General features: G+C 69.5%; 16 protein-coding genes. 14 read left to right on the plus strand and 2 right to left on the minus strand.

From position 1 onward, the window contains the following. The first annotated feature begins 117 nt into the window (after nucleotides 1–117). The 3 genes from IMZ11_RS10130 to IMZ11_RS10140 all read left to right on the plus strand — a co-directional run bounded on the left by IMZ11_RS10130 (nucleotide 118) and on the right by IMZ11_RS10140 (nucleotide 2,048). The gene (locus IMZ11_RS10130; RefSeq protein ID WP_374462255.1) at nucleotides 118–783 is read left to right on the plus strand and encodes a phosphatidylserine decarboxylase; all 666 of its coding nucleotides are present in this window, start codon (nucleotides 118–120) and stop codon (nucleotides 781–783) included. Then, nucleotides 770–1,606, plus strand: a complete 837-nt coding sequence (gene pssA, locus IMZ11_RS10135) for a CDP-diacylglycerol--serine O-phosphatidyltransferase (protein ID WP_228639921.1) — start codon at nucleotides 770–772, stop codon at nucleotides 1,604–1,606. Before IMZ11_RS10130 ends, pssA begins: the two co-directional genes overlap by 14 nt. Nucleotides 1,607–1,754: 148 nt before the next feature. After that, nucleotides 1,755–2,048, plus strand: a complete 294-nt coding sequence (locus IMZ11_RS10140; protein ID WP_061255542.1) for a hypothetical protein — start codon at nucleotides 1,755–1,757, stop codon at nucleotides 2,046–2,048. A gap of 50 nt (nucleotides 2,049–2,098) precedes the next feature. On the opposite strand, the gene IMZ11_RS10145 is transcribed toward IMZ11_RS10140, so the two are convergent. Beyond that, nucleotides 2,099–2,749, minus strand: coding sequence for an MBL fold metallo-hydrolase (locus IMZ11_RS10145; protein ID WP_228639923.1), 651 nt, complete (start codon nucleotides 2,747–2,749; stop codon nucleotides 2,099–2,101). A 226-nt stretch (nucleotides 2,750–2,975) separates the two neighbouring features. Here IMZ11_RS10145 and uvrA point away from each other — a divergent pair, with 226 nt between their 5' ends. The 11 genes from uvrA to IMZ11_RS10200 all read left to right on the plus strand — a co-directional run bounded on the left by uvrA (nucleotide 2,976) and on the right by IMZ11_RS10200 (nucleotide 15,400). After that, on the plus strand, nucleotides 2,976–5,816 hold the full coding sequence (gene uvrA, locus IMZ11_RS10150; RefSeq protein WP_228639925.1) for an excinuclease ABC subunit UvrA: 2,841 nt from the start codon (nucleotides 2,976–2,978) through the stop codon (nucleotides 5,814–5,816). A gap of 103 nt (nucleotides 5,817–5,919) precedes the next feature. After that, nucleotides 5,920–6,342, plus strand: coding sequence for a Rieske (2Fe-2S) protein (locus IMZ11_RS10155; protein WP_228639928.1), 423 nt, complete (start codon nucleotides 5,920–5,922; stop codon nucleotides 6,340–6,342). Between the two features lie 72 nt (nucleotides 6,343–6,414). Then, complete coding sequence (gene uvrC, locus IMZ11_RS10160) at nucleotides 6,415–8,418, plus strand: excinuclease ABC subunit UvrC (protein ID WP_228639930.1); 2,004 nt, start codon at nucleotides 6,415–6,417, stop codon at nucleotides 8,416–8,418. Then, on the plus strand, nucleotides 8,418–9,290 hold the full coding sequence (rapZ, locus tag IMZ11_RS10165) for an RNase adapter RapZ (RefSeq protein ID WP_228639932.1): 873 nt from the start codon (nucleotides 8,418–8,420) through the stop codon (nucleotides 9,288–9,290). Before uvrC ends, rapZ begins: the two co-directional genes overlap by 1 nt. Nucleotides 9,291–9,354: 64 nt before the next feature. Continuing rightward, the gene (yvcK, locus tag IMZ11_RS10170; protein ID WP_228639934.1) at nucleotides 9,355–10,332 is read left to right on the plus strand and encodes a uridine diphosphate-N-acetylglucosamine-binding protein YvcK; all 978 of its coding nucleotides are present in this window, start codon (nucleotides 9,355–9,357) and stop codon (nucleotides 10,330–10,332) included. 63 nt (nucleotides 10,333–10,395) lie between these two features. Continuing rightward, complete coding sequence (whiA, locus tag IMZ11_RS10175) at nucleotides 10,396–11,376, plus strand: DNA-binding protein WhiA (protein ID WP_061255547.1); 981 nt, start codon at nucleotides 10,396–10,398, stop codon at nucleotides 11,374–11,376. Between the two features lie 236 nt (nucleotides 11,377–11,612). After that, nucleotides 11,613–12,617 (plus strand): type I glyceraldehyde-3-phosphate dehydrogenase, encoded by a 1,005-nt coding sequence (gene gap / locus IMZ11_RS10180; protein ID WP_228639936.1) that lies wholly within the window; start codon nucleotides 11,613–11,615, stop codon nucleotides 12,615–12,617. Beyond that, nucleotides 12,617–13,807: a phosphoglycerate kinase gene (gene pgk, locus IMZ11_RS10185; RefSeq protein ID WP_228639938.1), complete on the plus strand. Its 1,191-nt coding sequence runs from the start codon at nucleotides 12,617–12,619 to the stop codon at nucleotides 13,805–13,807. The genes gap and pgk overlap by 1 nt, the downstream gene beginning before the upstream one ends. Further along, a complete protein-coding gene (gene tpiA, locus IMZ11_RS10190) occupies nucleotides 13,804–14,586 on the plus strand; it encodes a triose-phosphate isomerase (protein WP_228639940.1) in 783 nt (260 codons plus the stop codon). Before pgk ends, tpiA begins: the two co-directional genes overlap by 4 nt. Nucleotides 14,587–14,695: 109 nt before the next feature. Beyond that, the gene (gene secG, locus IMZ11_RS10195; RefSeq protein WP_061255550.1) at nucleotides 14,696–14,926 is read left to right on the plus strand and encodes a preprotein translocase subunit SecG; all 231 of its coding nucleotides are present in this window, start codon (nucleotides 14,696–14,698) and stop codon (nucleotides 14,924–14,926) included. 126 nt (nucleotides 14,927–15,052) lie between these two features. Beyond that, entirely contained in the window at nucleotides 15,053–15,400 is a 348-nt protein-coding gene (locus IMZ11_RS10200) for an RNA polymerase-binding protein RbpA (RefSeq protein ID WP_082776862.1), read from the plus strand. An 86-nt stretch (nucleotides 15,401–15,486) separates the two neighbouring features. Here the strand turns inward: IMZ11_RS10200 and IMZ11_RS10205 are convergent, their stop codons facing one another. Then, nucleotides 15,487–15,987, minus strand: coding sequence for a hypothetical protein (locus tag IMZ11_RS10205; RefSeq protein ID WP_228639942.1), 501 nt, complete (start codon nucleotides 15,985–15,987; stop codon nucleotides 15,487–15,489). Between the last annotated feature and the right edge of the window lie 68 nt (nucleotides 15,988–16,055).

The following is a 16,055-nucleotide window of genomic DNA, read 5'->3' on the forward strand; positions in this document are numbered from 1 at the left end:
GGCCCTACAGGGCTAGCGCAACGGGAAATGACACTGTTTGCTTGTCTCGTTGTGCCGTACAAATGACCACGGGATCGGTAATATCGAGCGTTCAGGCGCATATCGGTCCCCAGTCGCATAAGAGTACAAAGGTTCCCTGTGTCCAACGATTCTGAAAATCCCCGTGGTCGGGTTCGGCTCGCGCGTGGGGTGTCCCCATGGTTGGCTCCGACCGCCGCGGCGGCGGCTGTCACCACGGCACTTGTTCGCAAGTCGCCGAAATGGGCCGTGGCGGCCGTGCCGCTCACGGCGCTCACCGGCGCCATGCTCTGGTTCTTCCGCGATCCCGAGCGCGTCCCCGGCGAGGGACGGATCGTCTCCCCGGCCGACGGCGTCGTGCAGAGCATCGACCCGTGGGCCGACGGCCGCACCCGGGTGGCCATCTTCATGAGCCCTCTGAACGTGCACGTCAACCGCGCTCCTGCGGCGGGTACGGTGACCTCGGTCGAGCACGTGCCCGGCGGGTTCGTGCCCGCCTTCAACAAGGACAGCGACAAGAACGAGCGCGTCGTCTGGCACTTCGACACCGCGCACGGCGATATCGAGATGGTGCAGATCGCGGGAGCCGTGGCACGGCGCATCGTGCCGTACCTCTCCGCGGGCGCCAAGGTGGCGCAGACCGACCGGATCGGCCTGATCCGGTTCGGATCACGGGTGGACGTCTACCTGCCCGAGGGCATCGCCCCGGCGGTGAGCGTCGGCCAGAAGACCGTGGCGGGGGTGACTCGCATTGACAACGCCTGAGCTCGGCGCCGAGAGCTGGCCGGTGGGCGAGCTGGAGGAGGAGCCTCGCGGCCCCGTGGGCAAGGCGTTCCGCCTGTCCGCCGCGGACTCCCTCTCGCTCGGCAACGCGCTCAGCGGCTTCCTCGCCGTGTGCGTCCTGGCCTGGTCGGCGATCTCCGACCTCCAGTCCCATGGCAAGTTCGAGCCCGACCACCGGTTCTTCGGGACCGCGGTGGTCCTCCTTCTCATCGGCGCGACCTGTGACCTCTTCGACGGTCTGGTGGCCCGCAGGTTCCGCGCGTCCGCGATGGGCGCGGAGCTGGACAACCTGGCGGACGTGATCAGCTTCGGGTTCGCGCCCGCGTTCATGGTCGTGATCTGGGCCGGCTTCTCCGGACGGCTCCCACTGTGGCTGGTGCTGTGTGCGGCGGCCTCCGTCCTGCTCGCCGGTGTCGTACGGCTGGCGCGTTTCGCCTGCGTCAAGACCAAGAGCGGTGATTTCATGGGCCTGCCCATCCCCATGGGCGCCATGACCGTGGTCTCGATCGTGCTGCTCTTCCAGCCGAACTACGTCACGATCGCCGGCATTTTCGCGGTCGCCTGGCTCATGGTGAGCCGCATCGAGTACCCCAAGCCCAAGGGCAACGTCGCGGCGGTGGTCCTCGCCTGGATGATGATCAACGTCGCCTGCCTGAGCATCTGGGCGTCCGGCCTGGCCGGGGGCGACCAGCTCATCACCGTGGGCGCGGTCATGCAGATCGCCATCGTCGCCGCGATCCCACTTCGCGTGCTGGTGTTCAAGTGGGAGCGCCGCAGAGCGGGCCGCTCCGAGCACGTCGGCTGACGGCGCGCCTCGACGTGCGCGTCCGAGAGCGCACGACGCGAAGGGCCCGGATGTGCATCCGGGCCCTTACGCTTTCGTCTCCGGCTTCCGTGCGTGATTCCCCTGCTGGTAATCCGGCAGCCGGTCGTCCGGCTGGACATAATGAGGCATGACAGCTACGCCGCCTCGTGAGCACACCCGGACGTACTTCCTCGGCAAGCTGGCCGAGGTGCTGGAGATCAGGGGACTCGAGGTCGCGCTCCGATCCAATCCTCCCTCGCTGAAGGCGACAGATCCGGACGCCGCGATGCTCAGCGAGACCGTCGACTGCGTGGCCACGGCGGACGGCTGGTACTACCGCTGGTCCTGGGGAGAGATCGTGGAGAGCACGAACGACCCGGAGGCGGCTGCCGACCGCATCCTGAAGGTCTTCGCCGGCCGGTCACCGAGCGGGCCCGCGTGACGCGGGCGGCGGCCTGAGAACCGAGTCCCGGGACGATCGACGTCCGACGTTCACCAGCCGCGGGCGCGCCACTCCGGCAGCGAGGGGCGCTCCGCGCCGAGGGTCGTGTCCTTGCCGTGCCCCGGATAGACCCAGGTCTCGTCCGGCAGGCTGTCGAAGATCCGCTCGACGACGTCCGTGTAGAGCTGGTCGAACCTCTTCGGGTCCTTCTGCGTGTTGCCGACCCCGCCGGGGAACAGGGAGTCGCCGGTGAACAGGTGGCCGCCCCCGCCCTCGTAGAAGAGGGCGATCGACCCGGGGGTGTGCCCGCGCAGGTGGATGACCTCCAGCGGGACCCGTCCCACGGTGATCCGGTCGCCGTGCTCGACCGTACGCCCGACGGCGACCGGCAACTCGGGGGCGTCGAGGGGGTGGGCGATCACCCGCGCGCCGGTCGTCCCGGCCACCTCCTCCAGGGCCATCCAGTGGTCCGCGTGCCGGTGCGTGGTGACGATCGTGCCGACGGGCCGGTCCCCGATCAGCCCGAGCAGGCGGCGCGGCTCCGCGGCGGCGTCGATGAGCAGGCCCTCACCCGTCTCCGCGCAGCGGAGCAGATAGGCGTTGTTGCCGAAGTCGCCGACCTCGATCTTGGAGATCGTCAGCTCCGGCAGCTCACGCACGTCCGCGGGACCGCCCTTGGTCACGTCACCGGTGTAGCTCATGCCGCTCCTTCATCTCTGGTCCCGGGCGTTGCCGGGGCGTACGCCATCATCTCCGACTCCGGGGACGTACGGTCGATGGAGCCCATACCCTGGACAGACAGGGGCCGCGCCCCCCGGAGCGTGCACGCGGACCCGGCGGCGATTCCGGCCCCCACGAAATTGTCAGTGCCTCTGGATAGCCTGCCCGTGCACCTCCTGTTGACTCCAACGACCTATCGGGACCGCTGTGGCTGACCGCCTGATCGTGCGTGGCGCACGTGAGCACAATTTGAAGGACGTCTCGCTCGACCTCCCGCGAGACGCTCTGATCGTCTTCACCGGGCTTTCTGGCTCGGGCAAGTCCAGCCTGGCCTTCGACACCATCTTCGCCGAGGGCCAGCGTCGCTATGTCGAGTCGTTGTCCTCCTACGCCCGGCAGTTCCTCGGCCAGATGGACAAGCCCGACGTCGACTTCATCGAGGGCCTGTCCCCGGCCGTCTCGATCGACCAGAAGTCGACCAGCCGCAACCCGCGCTCCACCGTGGGCACCATCACGGAGGTCTACGACTACCTCCGGTTGCTCTGGGCGCGCATCGGCAAGCCGCACTGCCCCACATGCGGGCGGCCCATCGCCAGGCAGACCCCGCAGCAGATCGTGGACCGCGTCCTCGAGCTGGAGGAGGGCACCAGGTTCCAGGTGCTGGCGCCCGTCGTCCGAGGCCGCAAGGGCGAGTACGCGGAGCTGTTCCGCGAGCTCCAGACCAAGGGCTTCGCCAGGGCCAGGGTGGACGGCACGATCGTCCGGCTCGAGGAGCCGCCCACTCTCAAGAAGTACGAGAAGCACGACATCGAGGTGATCGTCGACCGTCTCTCGGTGAAGGACGGCGCGCGCCGCCGGCTGACCGACTCGATCGAGACGGCCCTCCAGCTGTCGGGCGGCACGATCACGCTGGACTTCGTCGACCTGCCCGAGGGCGACCCGAACCGCGAGCGCTTCTACTCCGAGCACCTGTACTGCCCCTACGACGACCTGTCGTTCGAGGAGCTGGAGCCCAGGTCGTTCTCGTTCAACTCGCCCTTCGGCGCCTGCCCGGACTGCACCGGTCTCGGCACCCGGATGGAGGTCGATCCCGATCTCGTGGTGCCCGACCCGGAGCGGACGCTCGGTGACGGGGCGATCAGCCCGTGGTCCGGCGGCCACACCAGCGACTACTTCATCCGGCTGATCGAGGCGCTCGGCCACGCGCTCGGGTTCGACCTCGACACGCCGTGGGAGCGGCTGTCCAAGAAGGCGCAGAAGGCACTGCTGCACGGCTACGACGAGCAGGTGCACATCCGGTACAGCAACAGGTTCGGCCGGGAGCGCTCCTACTACACCTCCTTCGAGGGCGTCATCCCGTGGGTTCAGCGCAGGCACGCCGAGGCGGAGAGCGACGCCATGCGCGAGCGCTTCGAGGGGTTCATGCGGGAGATCCCGTGCCCCTCCTGCAAGGGCTTCCGGCTCAAGCCGGTGTCCCTGGCGGTCACGGTGGGCGACGCCTCGATCGCCAAGGTCTCGGCGATGTCGATCGCCGACTGCGCCGCCTTCCTGTCCGCTCTCGAGCTCTCCGAGCGCGACATGCACATCGCCGAGCGGGTGGTCAAGGAGATCAACGCGAGGCTGGGCTTCCTCCTCGACGTCGGCCTCGACTACCTCACCCTCGACCGGGCCGCGGGCACCCTCGCGGGCGGCGAGGCGCAACGCATCCGCCTGGCCACCCAGATCGGCTCCGGACTCGTCGGCGTGCTGTACGTCCTGGACGAGCCGTCGATCGGCCTGCACCAGCGGGACAACCACCGGCTGCTCGAGACCCTGATCAGGCTCCGCGACATGGGCAACACGCTCATCGTCGTCGAGCACGACGAGGACACCATCGCGGCGGCCGACTGGGTCGTGGACATCGGCCCCGGCGCGGGCGAGCACGGCGGCCAGGTCGTCGTGTCGGGCACCGTCCAGGAGCTCCTCGCCAGCGAGCAGTCGCTCACCGGGGCCTACCTGTCCGGCCGCAAGGCGATCGAGGTCCCCGCCAAGCGCCGCAAGCGCGACAGGAAGCGCCAGCTCGTCGTCAAGGGGGCTCGGGAGCACAACCTGGCCGGCGTCGACGTGGAGTTCCCGCTCGCCGTCTTCACCGCGGTCACGGGCGTTTCGGGTTCCGGCAAGTCCACGCTGGTGAACGACATCCTCTACAGCGCCCTCGCCAAGGAGTTGAACGGCGCCCGCACGGTACCCGGCCGCCACGCCCGCGTGACGGGCACCGACCTGGTGGACAAGGTCGTGCACGTGGACCAGTCGCCGATCGGCCGCACGCCGCGGTCCAACCCCGCCACCTACACCGGCGTCTTCGACCACGTACGCAAGCTGTTCGCGGCGACCACCGAGGCGAAGATCCGGGGCTACCTGCCGGGCCGGTTCAGCTTCAACGTCAAGGGCGGCCGGTGCGAGGCCTGCGCGGGCGACGGCACCATCAAGATCGAGATGAACTTCCTGCCGGACGTCTACGTCCCGTGCGAGGTCTGCCACGGCGCCCGGTACAACCGGGAGACCCTGGAGGTCCACTACAAGGGCAAGACGATCTCCGAGGTCCTCGACATGCCGATCGAGGAGGCGCTGGAGTTCTTCGACGCCATCCCGGCGATCCGGCGTCACCTGCAGACGCTCCACGACGTCGGTCTCGGTTACGTACGGCTCGGCCAGCCGGCGACCACGCTCTCCGGCGGCGAGGCTCAGCGCGTGAAGCTCGCCTCGGAGCTCCAGCGCCGGTCCACCGGCCGGACGATCTACGTGCTCGACGAGCCGACCACCGGCCTGCACTTCGAGGACATCCGCAGGCTGCTCGGTGTGCTCAACCGGCTCGTCGACAACGGCAACACGGTCATCGTCATCGAGCACAACCTCGATGTGATCAAGACCGCGGACTGGATCATCGACATGGGGCCCGAGGGTGGTTCCCGGGGCGGCAGGGTCGTCGCCACGGGCACCCCGGAAGAGGTCGCGGGGGTTGAGGCGAGCCACACCGGCCTGTTCCTGCGCAAGATCCTCGACGTCTGACCGGCGATTGCGCCGGGCGTGAACGCGGCCGGGCCGGTTTCGGAGGCGGGTGGCTCCGTCCATAGGCTGGAGCCACACCCCGATCCCCGAGAAGGACTTCACGATGACCAGCAGTTCCTCAGGTATGCCCACGCGCCGCCAGGTGCTCGGGACGGCCGGCGCCGCCGCCTGCGGCGTCGCACTGGCCGGATGCGGCGCGGGCGTGCCACCTGAGCCCGTGGTGCCCCCCGGGATCAAGGGGAAGGTCATCGCCAAGGTGGCGGAGGTCCCGGTGGGTGGCGGCACCGTCATCAAGGACTGGAAGATCATCCTCACCCAGCCGTCGGAGGGCGTGTTCAAGGCGTTCACGGCGAACTGCCCGCACAAGGGTTGCCTGGTCGGGCGATTCGAGGGCAAGGCGGTGGAATGCCCGTGTCACGGGAGCACGTTCGCCATCGACACCGGCGCGTGCCTCAGCGGTCCGGCGGGCGCGCCGCTCAAGGAGTTCCCGCTCAAAGTGGAGGGCGACGGCATCGTGATCGTCTGACCGCGCCGCCGGGAGCGGTGGGCGTCAGATCGAGATCGTGGATTGTCGGTAGCTGACAGTAGGCTGGTTTTTGTGGCGGATCCGGCAACTTATCGACCAGCGCCCGGCGCGATTCCCGAGTCACCGGGCGTCTACCGCTTCCGCGACCCCGGCGGCCGGGTGATCTACGTCGGCAAGGCCAAGAGCCTGCGCCAGCGGCTCAACTCCTACTTCGCGGACTTCGCCGGGCTCCACCCGCGGACGCAGACGATGCTGACCAGCGCGGCCGGCGTCGACTGGACGGTGGTCGGCACGGAGGTCGAGGCGCTCCAGCTCGAATACTCCTGGATCAAGGAGTTCGACCCCCGGTTCAACGTCAAGTACCGGGACGACAAGTCCTATCCGTACCTCGCGGTCACGATGGGGGAGGAGTTCCCCCGGGTGCAGGTGCTGCGCGGCGCCAAGCGCAAGGGCACACGCTATTTCGGGCCCTACTCGCACGCGTGGGCCATCAGGGAGACCGTCGACCTGCTGCTGCGGGTCTTCCCCGTACGGACCTGCTCGGCCGGGGTGTTCCGGCGGGCCGGCCAGATCGGGCGGCCCTGCCTGCTCGGATACATCGACAAGTGCTCCGCGCCCTGTGTGGGCCGGGTCACCCCCGAGGAGCACCGTGCGCTGGCCGAGGACTTCTGCGACTTCATGGCCGGGAACACCGGCCGGTTCATCAAGCGGCTGGAGCGCGCCATGCGCGACGCCGCCGCGGTGGAGGAGTACGAGCGGGCGGCCAGGCTGCGCGACGACATCCAGGCGTTGCAGCGGGCGCTGGAGAAGCAGACCGTGGTGCTCGGAGACGACACCGACTGCGACGTGATCGCCCTGGCGGAGGATGCGCTGGAGGCCGCGGTCCAGGTCTTCTACGTGCGCGGGGGCCGCATCCGGGGCCAGCGTGGCTGGGTGGTCGACAAGGTCGAGGACTCCACGCCCGGCGACCTGGTGGAACACTTCCTGCTCCAGATGTACGGCGAGGGCGCGATCCCCCGGGAGATCCTGGTGGCCGCGGAGCCGCCGGACACGGACGCCCTGGCCGAGCTGCTGACCGAGCAGCGGGGCGCCAGGGTCGACCTGCGCGTGCCGCGGCGCGGCGACAAGAAGAGCCTGATGGAGACCGTCGAGCGCAACGCCAAGGAGTCCCTGGCGCAGCACAAGCTCCGGCGCGCGAGCGACCTCACCACCCGCAGCCGCGCGCTGCAGGAGATCGCCGACGCGCTCGGTCTGGACCAGGCCCCGCTGCGCGTCGAGTGCTACGACGTCTCCCATATCCAGGGCACCGACGTGGTGGCGTCCATGGTCGTGTTCGAGGACGGCCTGGCCCGTAAGAGCGAGTACCGCCGGTTCGCGATCAAGAGCGCCGAGGGCGACGTCGCGTCCATCCACGAGGTGATCTCGCGGAGGTTCAAGCGCTACCTGGAGGAGCGGTCGGCGACCGGCGAGCTGGGAGCCGAGCCCGCCCCCGACGCCACCGCCTCGGCCGCCTCGGCCGCCGACGGCGCCGAGGGCGAGGGCGAGGGCGCCGATCCGCGCACGGGCATGCCGATCGACCCCGACACCGGCCGCCCGCGCAAGTTCGCCTATCCACCCAACCTGGTCGTGGTCGACGGCGGGCCCGCGCAGGCGGCGGCCGCGCAGCGCGCGCTCGACGAGCTCGGCGTGGACGACGTCGCGGTCTGCGGCCTCGCCAAGCGGCTGGAGGAGGTGTGGCTGCCGGGCGACGACCAGCCGGTGATCCTTCCGCGCTCCAGCGAGGGCCTTTACCTCCTGCAACGCGTCCGAGACGAGGCGCACCGGTTCGCCATCACCTACCATCGTTCGAAGCGGTCCAGAGCCGTGAAAGAGAGCGCGCTGGACGAGGTTCCCGGCCTCGGGCCGGCCCGCAGGCAGGCGCTTCTGCGGCATTTCGGGTCGCTGAAGCGGTTGCGCGAAGCCGGTGTGGCCGAGATCTGTGAGGTTCCCGGCATCGGGCCCGCGACGGCCGAGGCCATCGTGGCGGCGCTGAGCGGTGCGCGGGACGCCGACCGAGAGAAAGCGGTGAGCGACTGATGTGCGCTGCGAGAGAACCGGCGTTCGTGATCGTCACGGGCATGTCGGGGGCGGGACGCAGCACCGCCGCCAAGGCCCTTGAGGACCTGGGCTGGTTCGTCATCGACAACCTGCCGCCCGGTCTGCTGTTCTCGCTGGCCGAGGAGGCCGGCCGGGTCAAACTGGCCGCGGACAAGGTCGCGGCGGTGGTCGACGTGCGCAGCCTCGCCTTCACCTCCGACCTCAACGCGGCGATCGGCGAGCTGGACGGCCGCGGTGTCGGCTTCCGGGTGGTCTTCCTGGAGGCCAGCGACGAGGAGCTGGTGCGCAGGTTCGAGAACGTGCGGCGCCCGCACCCGCTGCAGGGTGACGGGCGGCTGGTCGACGGGATCGCGCGCGAGCGCGGCATCCTCCGCGAGGTCAGGGCCAACGCCGATCTGATCATCGACACCTCGTCGCTGAACGTGCACGAGCTGCGCAACAAGATCGTTTCGTTCTTCGGCGGGGAGGACCGGCCGGGGCTGAAGGTCAACGTGGTCTCCTTCGGCTACAAGTACGGCCTGCCCGTCGACGCGGACCTCGTGGTCGACTGCCGGTTCCTGCCCAATCCGCACTGGGTTCCCGAGCTCCGCCCGATGAGCGGTCTCGACGCCTCCGTCCGCGAGTACGTCCTCGGCCAGATCGGGGCCAAGGAGTTCCTCGACGCGTACGAGGAGGTCTTCGGCGTGGTGGCCGCCGGATACGCCCGTGAGGGCAAGAGCTACGCCACGCTCGCCGTCGGCTGTACCGGAGGCAAGCACCGCAGCGTGGCCATGGCCGAGCAGATCGGCACGCGGCTGCGCGACAGGGGCATGGAGGTGCAGGTCAGCCATCGCGATGTGGGGCGCGAGTGACGCCGGTCGGCGAGCGTGACCGTGTCAGGGGGCGGGTTCGGCCCGTCAGGCGAGGAGGGACGGCATGAGCGGGCCGGCCGCTGAGGACGAGGGGGCGAAGGACGCCGGTCCGGCCGGCCCGAGAGTGGTCGCCCTCGGCGGAGGACACGGCCTGTACGCCTCCCTGTCCGCGCTGAGGACGGTGACGCGCGACCTCACGGCCATTGCCACCGTCGCCGACGACGGGGGCTCCAGCGGCCGTCTCAGGCGCGAGCTGGGCGTCATCCCGCCCGGTGACCTGCGGATGGCGCTCGCCGCGCTGTGCGGCGACGACGAGTGGGGCCAGACCTGGAGCCGGGTCGTCCAGCATCGCTTCCTCAGCCAGGGCGAGCTGCACGGGCACGCCGTGGGCAACCTGCTGATCGTGGCGCTGTGGGAGCTGCTCGACGACCCCGTCATGGGCCTCGACTGGGTGGGCCGGCTGCTCGGCGCGCACGGGCGGGTGCTGCCCATGGCGTCGGTCCCGCTGGACATCCAGGCGGAGGTCGAGCTGGACGGCGAGGTCACGACCGTACGCGGGCAGGTGGCCTGCGCGCTGACGCCGGGCCGGGTCCGGGCCATCTCGCTGCTGCCGCCGGATCCTCCCGCGTGCCCGCAGGCGGTGGAGGCCATCCAGGAGGCCGACTGGGTGGTCTTCGGGCCGGGCTCCTGGTTCACCAGCGTCCTGCCGCATCTCAAGGTCCCCGAGCTGGCCCGCGCGCTTCACACGACGAGCGCACGGCGGCTGGTGATCCTCAACCTGGCTCCCCAGCTCGGCGAGACGGACGGCTTCTCGCCGGAGAAGCATCTGGAGGTGCTCAGGGAGCACGCCCCCTCGCTGCCGGTGGACGCGGTGCTCGCCGACCACGGGGTGGTCGACGATCCACGCGAGCTGGAGAAGGCCGCGGTGTCCATGGGGGCACGTCTCGTATTGGCCGATGTGGGTGCCTCTGACGGTTCTCCACGGCACGACGGACCACGTCTTGCCAGGGTCCTGGACGAGATTTTCCGTGAGAAGCGGTGAGACCGGCCCTGTGTGGTGCGAGAGACTGGCTGTCAAAGTCTGTTTGGGGGAGGACACGCGCAGATGGCCATGACGGGTGTGGTGAAAGACGAGCTGAGCCGCCTTGCGGTGCTGAAGCCTTGTTGCCGTAAGGCCGAGGTCTCGACGCTGTTGCGGTTCGCGAGCGGCCTGCACCTGGTCGGCGGGCGGATCGTGATCGAGGCCGAGCTCGACACCAACGTCACCGCGCGCCGGCTGATCAGGGACATCGGCGAGGTGTTCGGCCACAAGGCGGAGGTGCTGGTGCTGGCGCCCGCCGGGCTGCGCAAGGGCTCCCGCTACGTCGTACGGGTCTACCGGGACGGCGAGGCGCTGGCCCGCCAGACCGGTCTGATCGACAACCACGGCCGTCCCGTCCGCGGGCTGCCCCGCCAGGTGGTCGCGGGCGCGACCTGCGACGCGGAGGCGGCCTGGCGCGGCGCGTTCCTGGCCCATGGGTCGCTGACCGAGCCCGGCCGCTCCATGTCGCTGGAGGTGACCTGCCCGGGCCCCGAGGCGGCCCTGGCCCTAGTCGGCTCCGCCCGTCGGCTGAAGATCCACGCCAAGGCGCGCGAGGTGCGCGGCGTGGACCGGGTCGTGGTCCGCGACGGTGACGCGATCAGCGCCCTGCTCACCCGGCTCGGCGCGCACGACAGCGTGCTCGCCTGGGAGGAGCGGCGGATGCGCCGGGAGGTCCGGGCCACGGCGAACCGGCTGGCCAACTTCGACGACGCCAACCTGCGCAGGTCGGCGCGGGCCGCCGTCGCCGCGGGCGCCCGGGTGCAGCGCGCCCTGGAGATCCTGGGAGAGGAGGCGCCCGAGCATCTGGTGGTCGCCGGGCGGCTCCGCGTCGAGCACAAGCAGGCGTCGCTGGAGGAGCTCGGCCAGATCGCCGACCCACCGCTGACCAAGGACGCCATCGCGGGGCGGATCCGCCGGCTGCTCGCCATGGCGGACAAGCGCGCCCAGGACCTCGGCATCGCCAACACCGAGGCCAATCTCACAGCGGACATGCTGGCCACCTGACCTGGTCGTTTTCCCGCGCCGTCTCCGGCGTGCGACGTGGCGGCCGGTTTGCGCGAACAAGCCGGCCGCTTTGCTGTGCGCCGCGTCCTGTGACGCCTGCTTTGCCGCTGTCGATCACCGGTGGGGCGCGTTGGTCTAAACCAATTTGAGTCGGATAGGGTCTGTGACTGAGGTTTCAAAGCCAGCACTGTCGCCGGAGAGACAGCCGGCGCACGACGTACGAGGAGACCGATTCCGTGAGCATCCGCGTAGGCGTCAACGGCTTCGGCCGTATCGGCCGCAATTTCTGGCGCGCTGTGGCAGCCAGCGGTAAGGACATCGAGATCGTCGCGGTCAACGACCTGACCGACAATGCCACTCTTGCCCACCTGCTGAAGTACGACAGCATCCTTGGCCGCCTGCCGTACGAGGTGAAGGCCTCGGCGGACGAGATCACCGTGGACGGCAAGGCCATCAAGGCGTTCGCCGAGCGTGACCCCGCCAAGCTGCCCTGGGGCGACCTGGGCGTCGACGTGGTCGTCGAGTCGACGGGACTGTTCACCGACGCCACCAAGGCCAAGGTGCACGCCGAGAACGGCGCCAAGAAGGTCATCATCTCCGCTCCGGCGAAGAACGAGGACGTGACGATCGTCATGGGCGTCAACCACGACACCTATGACCCGGCCGCGCACACGATCATCTCCAACGCGTCGTGCACGACCAACTGCCTGGCCCCGATGGCCAAGGTCATCAACGACACCTTCGGTATCGAGAAGGGTCTGATGACCACGATCCACGCGTACACGCAGGACCAGAACCTGCAGGACGGCCCGCACAAGGACCTGCGCCGGGCCCGTGCCGCCGCGCTGAACATCGTCCCGACCTCCACCGGTGCCGCCAAGGCGATCGGCCTGGTCCTGCCCGAGCTCAAGGGCAAGCTGGACGGCTTCGCGCTGCGCGTGCCGATCCCCACGGGTTCGGCCACCGACCTGACCGTCGAGATCCGGCGCGAGGCTTCGGTCGAGGAGGTCAACGCCGCGCTGAAGGCCGCCGCCGAGGGCCCGCTGAAGGGCATCCTCAGCTACACCGAGGACGAGATCGTCTCCTCGGACATCGTGACCGACCCGGCCTCCTGCATCTTCGACGCCGGCCTCACCAAGGTGATCGGCAACCAGGTCAAGGTCATCGGCTGGTACGACAACGAGTGGGGCTACTCCAACCGCCTCGCCGACCTGATCGAGTACGTGGGCGCCTCTCTCTGATGCGAACCATCGACTCGCTCGACGTGAAGGGCCGGCGCGTCCTCGTGCGCGCCGACCTCAACGTCCCTCTCGACGGGGAGACGATCACCGACGACGGGCGGATCCGGGCCTCGGTGCCGACGATCAGGACGCTGCTGGACAGCGGCGCCAAGATGATCGTCTGCGCCCACCTCGGCCGCCCCAAGGGTTCGCCCACCCCGAAGTACTCGCTGGCCCCCGTCGCCCGGCGGCTCTCCGAGCTGCTCGGCGAGCAGGTCGCCTTCGCCACCGACGTGGTGGGCGAGTCGGCCCGTGCGACCGTGGCGGCCCTGCAGGACGGCCAGGTCGCGCTCCTGGAGAACCTGCGCTTCGAGCCGGGTGAGGAGTCCAAGGACGACGCGGTCCGCGGGGCGTTCGCCGACAAACTGGCCGCCCTCGCCGAACTGTACGTCGGCGACGGCTTCGGCGCGGTGCACCGCAAGCACGCCAGCGTCTACGACGTGCCCAAGCGGCTTCCGCACGCGGCCGGCGGCCTGATCGTGGCCGAGGTCGAGGTGCTCAGGAAGCTCACCGAGGACCCGGCCCGGCCGTACGTCGTGGTGCTGGGCGGCGCGAAGGTCTCCGACAAGCTCGGCGTCATCGCCAACCTGCTGTCGAAGGTCGACCGGCTGCTGATCGGCGGCGGCATGGCCTACACCTTCCTGGCGGCCCAGGGCCACGAGGTCGGCCAGTCCCTGTTGCAGGAGGACCAGCTCGACCAGGTGCGCGGCTTCCTGGAGGAGGCGAGGACCCGCGGCGTCGACCTGGTGCTGCCGGTCGACGTGCTCGCCGCGACCGAGTTCGGGGCGGACGCGCCGTACGAGGTGGTCGACGCCACCGCGATCCCGGCCGACCGGCAGGGGCTCGACATCGGCCCGCGTACGCGCGAGCTGTTCGCGTCCAAGCTGGCCGACGCGCGGACCGTGTTCTGGAACGGCCCGATGGGCGTGTTCGAGTTCGACGCGTTCGCGGGCGGGACCCGCGCCGTGGCCGAGGCGCTGATCGCCTCCGAGGCGTTCACCGTCGTGGGCGGCGGCGACTCCGCCGCGGCCGTGCGCCGGCTGGGCCTGCCGGAGGACGGCTTCTCGCACATTTCCACCGGTGGCGGGGCCAGCCTCGAATACCTCGAGGGCAAGACCCTGCCCGGACTCGCAGCTCTGGAGGACTCGTGAGCCGCACGCCGCTGATCGCCGGCAACTGGAAGATGAACCTCAACCATCTCGAGGCCATCAACCTGGTCCAGAAGCTGGCGTTCTCGCTCACCGCCAAGGACTTCGACGCCGTCGAGGTCGCCGTCCTGCCGCCGTTCACCGATCTGCGCAGCGTGCAGACCCTGGTCGACGGGGACAAGCTCCAGATCGCGTACGGCGCGCAGGACCTGTCCCGTCACGACGCGGGCGCGTACACCGGGGAGATCTCCGGCACGATGCTCGCCAAGCTCGGCTGCACCTATGTGCTGGTCGGCCACTCGGAGCGGCGGCAGTACCACGGCGAGGACGAGGTCGTGTGCAACGCCAAGGTGAAGGCGGCCTACCGGCACTCGATCACGCCGATCCTGTGCGTCGGGGAAGGCCTTCCCGTCCGCCAGGCCGGCGAGCAGGTGGCCCACACCCTGGCCCAGCTCGACGGCGCGCTCGAGGGGATCACCGCCGAGCAGGCGAAGTCCCTCGTGGTCGCGTACGAGCCGGTCTGGGCGATCGGGACCGGCGAGGTCGCCACTCCGGCGGACGCGCAGGAGGTCTGCGGGGCGATCAGGACGCGACTCGCCGAGCTCTACGACGGCGAGGTGGCCGCGGCCGTCCGTATCCTTTACGGAGGATCGGTGAAGTCCGACAACATCGCCGGGATCATGGCGCAGCCCGACGTCGACGGCGCCCTCGTCGGAGGGGCCAGCCTCGACTCGGGTGAGTTCGTGAAGATCTCCCGTTTCGGCGAGATGTCGGCGGGCTGAGCCGTTTGGAGGGTGCGACTTGACAACAGGTCGTACCCTCATAGGGCAAGATTGAATCGTCACACCGCTGGTGCCGCGCGGACGCGCGGGTTATAGGAACAGGTCAACGGTGATTATCGGAATCTCCATCGCCCTCATTCTGTCGAGCGCTCTGATGGTGCTGCTCGTCCTGCTGCACAAGGGCAAGGGTGGTGGTCTCACGGACATGTTCGGCGGCGGGTTCTCGTCGTCGTTCGGCGGGTCGGCGGTGGTCGAGCGCAACCTCGACCGTCTCACGATCATCACGGGCGTGGTGTGGTTCGTCTGCATCATTGCGCTGGGCCTGCTGCTCAAGCCGTAACAACCGGTACACCGAAACCGGTCAGGCTGTAAAAAATCGGGCAGAAATGGCTTATCTGCGGCGACACGTGACATAGATTCATCTTTCCCCCGTGTCCCGCGGGGCGTGAGTGCGAGGAGTTCATTCGTGGGTAGTGGCAACGCGATCCGTGGCAGCCGAGTCGGTGCGGGCCCCATGGGGGAAGCCGAACGCGGCGAGGCGGCCCCCCGAGTGCGGGTCTCGTTCTGGTGCGCGAACATGCACGAGACGCGTCCCAGCTTCGCCAGCGACGCGGCCATCCCTGAGCACTGGGACTGCCCCCGGTGCGGGCTTCCGGCCGGTCAGGACGAGGCTAACCCGCCCGCTCCGCCGCGAAACGAGCCGTACAAGACGCACCTCGCGTACGTGAAGGAGCGTCGCAGCGACAAGGACGGTGCGCAGATCCTGGCCGAGGCCCTGGAGCGGCTGCGGTCCTCGTCGCGCCCGATCTACTAGGCCCGTCTCACGGCATACGGCGAAGGCCCCCGTTCCCCTGCGGAGCGGGGGCTTTGCCGTGCACCCGGGCTCCGGTCTCGCATGGATCATCCGTAGGAGCGGCTCCTCCAGATCCGGATCGTGACCGTGATCCGGCCCGCGTTGTCGCCCAGGCAGCGGTCGTCGTCGTTGATCCGCAGCCGGAGCGTTCCCGACCCTTTGGCCCGCAGTTTGCGATAGCTGCCCATGGCGGTGAGCGAGCGCCCCCTCTTGGCGAGGAGGGTGCCGTAGGTCTCGTCATCGTCGATCTTGCAGCCCTGGTAGATGCGGGCGTCGGTGTCCCAGTCGTAGCCGTCGGCGTCCACCCAGCCGAACCTGGCGCGGTCGACGGTCCACTCGCCGCGCACGTACTCGACGCTGTAACGGTCGCCGCGCCGCACATAGATGCCGGTGCTCTGCCATCCCGAGGTGGCGCTGACCACATACCGGTAGGAGCGGTAGCTCTGGGAGCCGGCCGTCGCCGCCTCGGCCGCGCCCGCGGGTAAGAGCGCCAGAGCCGTGGTCGCCGCGGCCGCCGCGGCCGCCGAGCGCGCCAACAATCTGCGCATGAGGGGGGTTCTCCTGTCGTGGGTGATGATGGTTTTTCTCGAATGTAAGCGCGAACCACCGCGTGATC

Source organism: Microtetraspora sp. AC03309 (assembly GCF_020826795.1).
In the GTDB taxonomy this organism is placed as follows: Bacteria; Actinomycetota; Actinomycetes; order Streptosporangiales; family Streptosporangiaceae; genus Microtetraspora; species Microtetraspora glauca.

Coding starts and splice junctions, on each gene's coding strand:
- whiA (WP_061255547.1), top strand. CDS start 10,396: ATGGCCATGACGGGTGTGGTGAAAGACGAGCTGAGCCGCCTTGCGGTG.
- IMZ11_RS10145 (WP_228639923.1), bottom strand. CDS start 2,749: ATGAGCTACACCGGTGACGTGACCAAGGGCGGTCCCGCGGACGTGCGT.
- yvcK (WP_228639934.1), top strand. CDS start 9,355: ATGAGCGGGCCGGCCGCTGAGGACGAGGGGGCGAAGGACGCCGGTCCG.
- IMZ11_RS10155 (WP_228639928.1), top strand. CDS start 5,920: ATGACCAGCAGTTCCTCAGGTATGCCCACGCGCCGCCAGGTGCTCGGG.
- IMZ11_RS10140 (WP_061255542.1), top strand. CDS start 1,755: ATGACAGCTACGCCGCCTCGTGAGCACACCCGGACGTACTTCCTCGGC.
- IMZ11_RS10205 (WP_228639942.1), bottom strand. CDS start 15,987: ATGCGCAGATTGTTGGCGCGCTCGGCGGCCGCGGCGGCCGCGGCGACC.
- pgk (WP_228639938.1), top strand. CDS start 12,617: ATGCGAACCATCGACTCGCTCGACGTGAAGGGCCGGCGCGTCCTCGTG.
- rapZ (WP_228639932.1), top strand. CDS start 8,418: ATGTGCGCTGCGAGAGAACCGGCGTTCGTGATCGTCACGGGCATGTCG.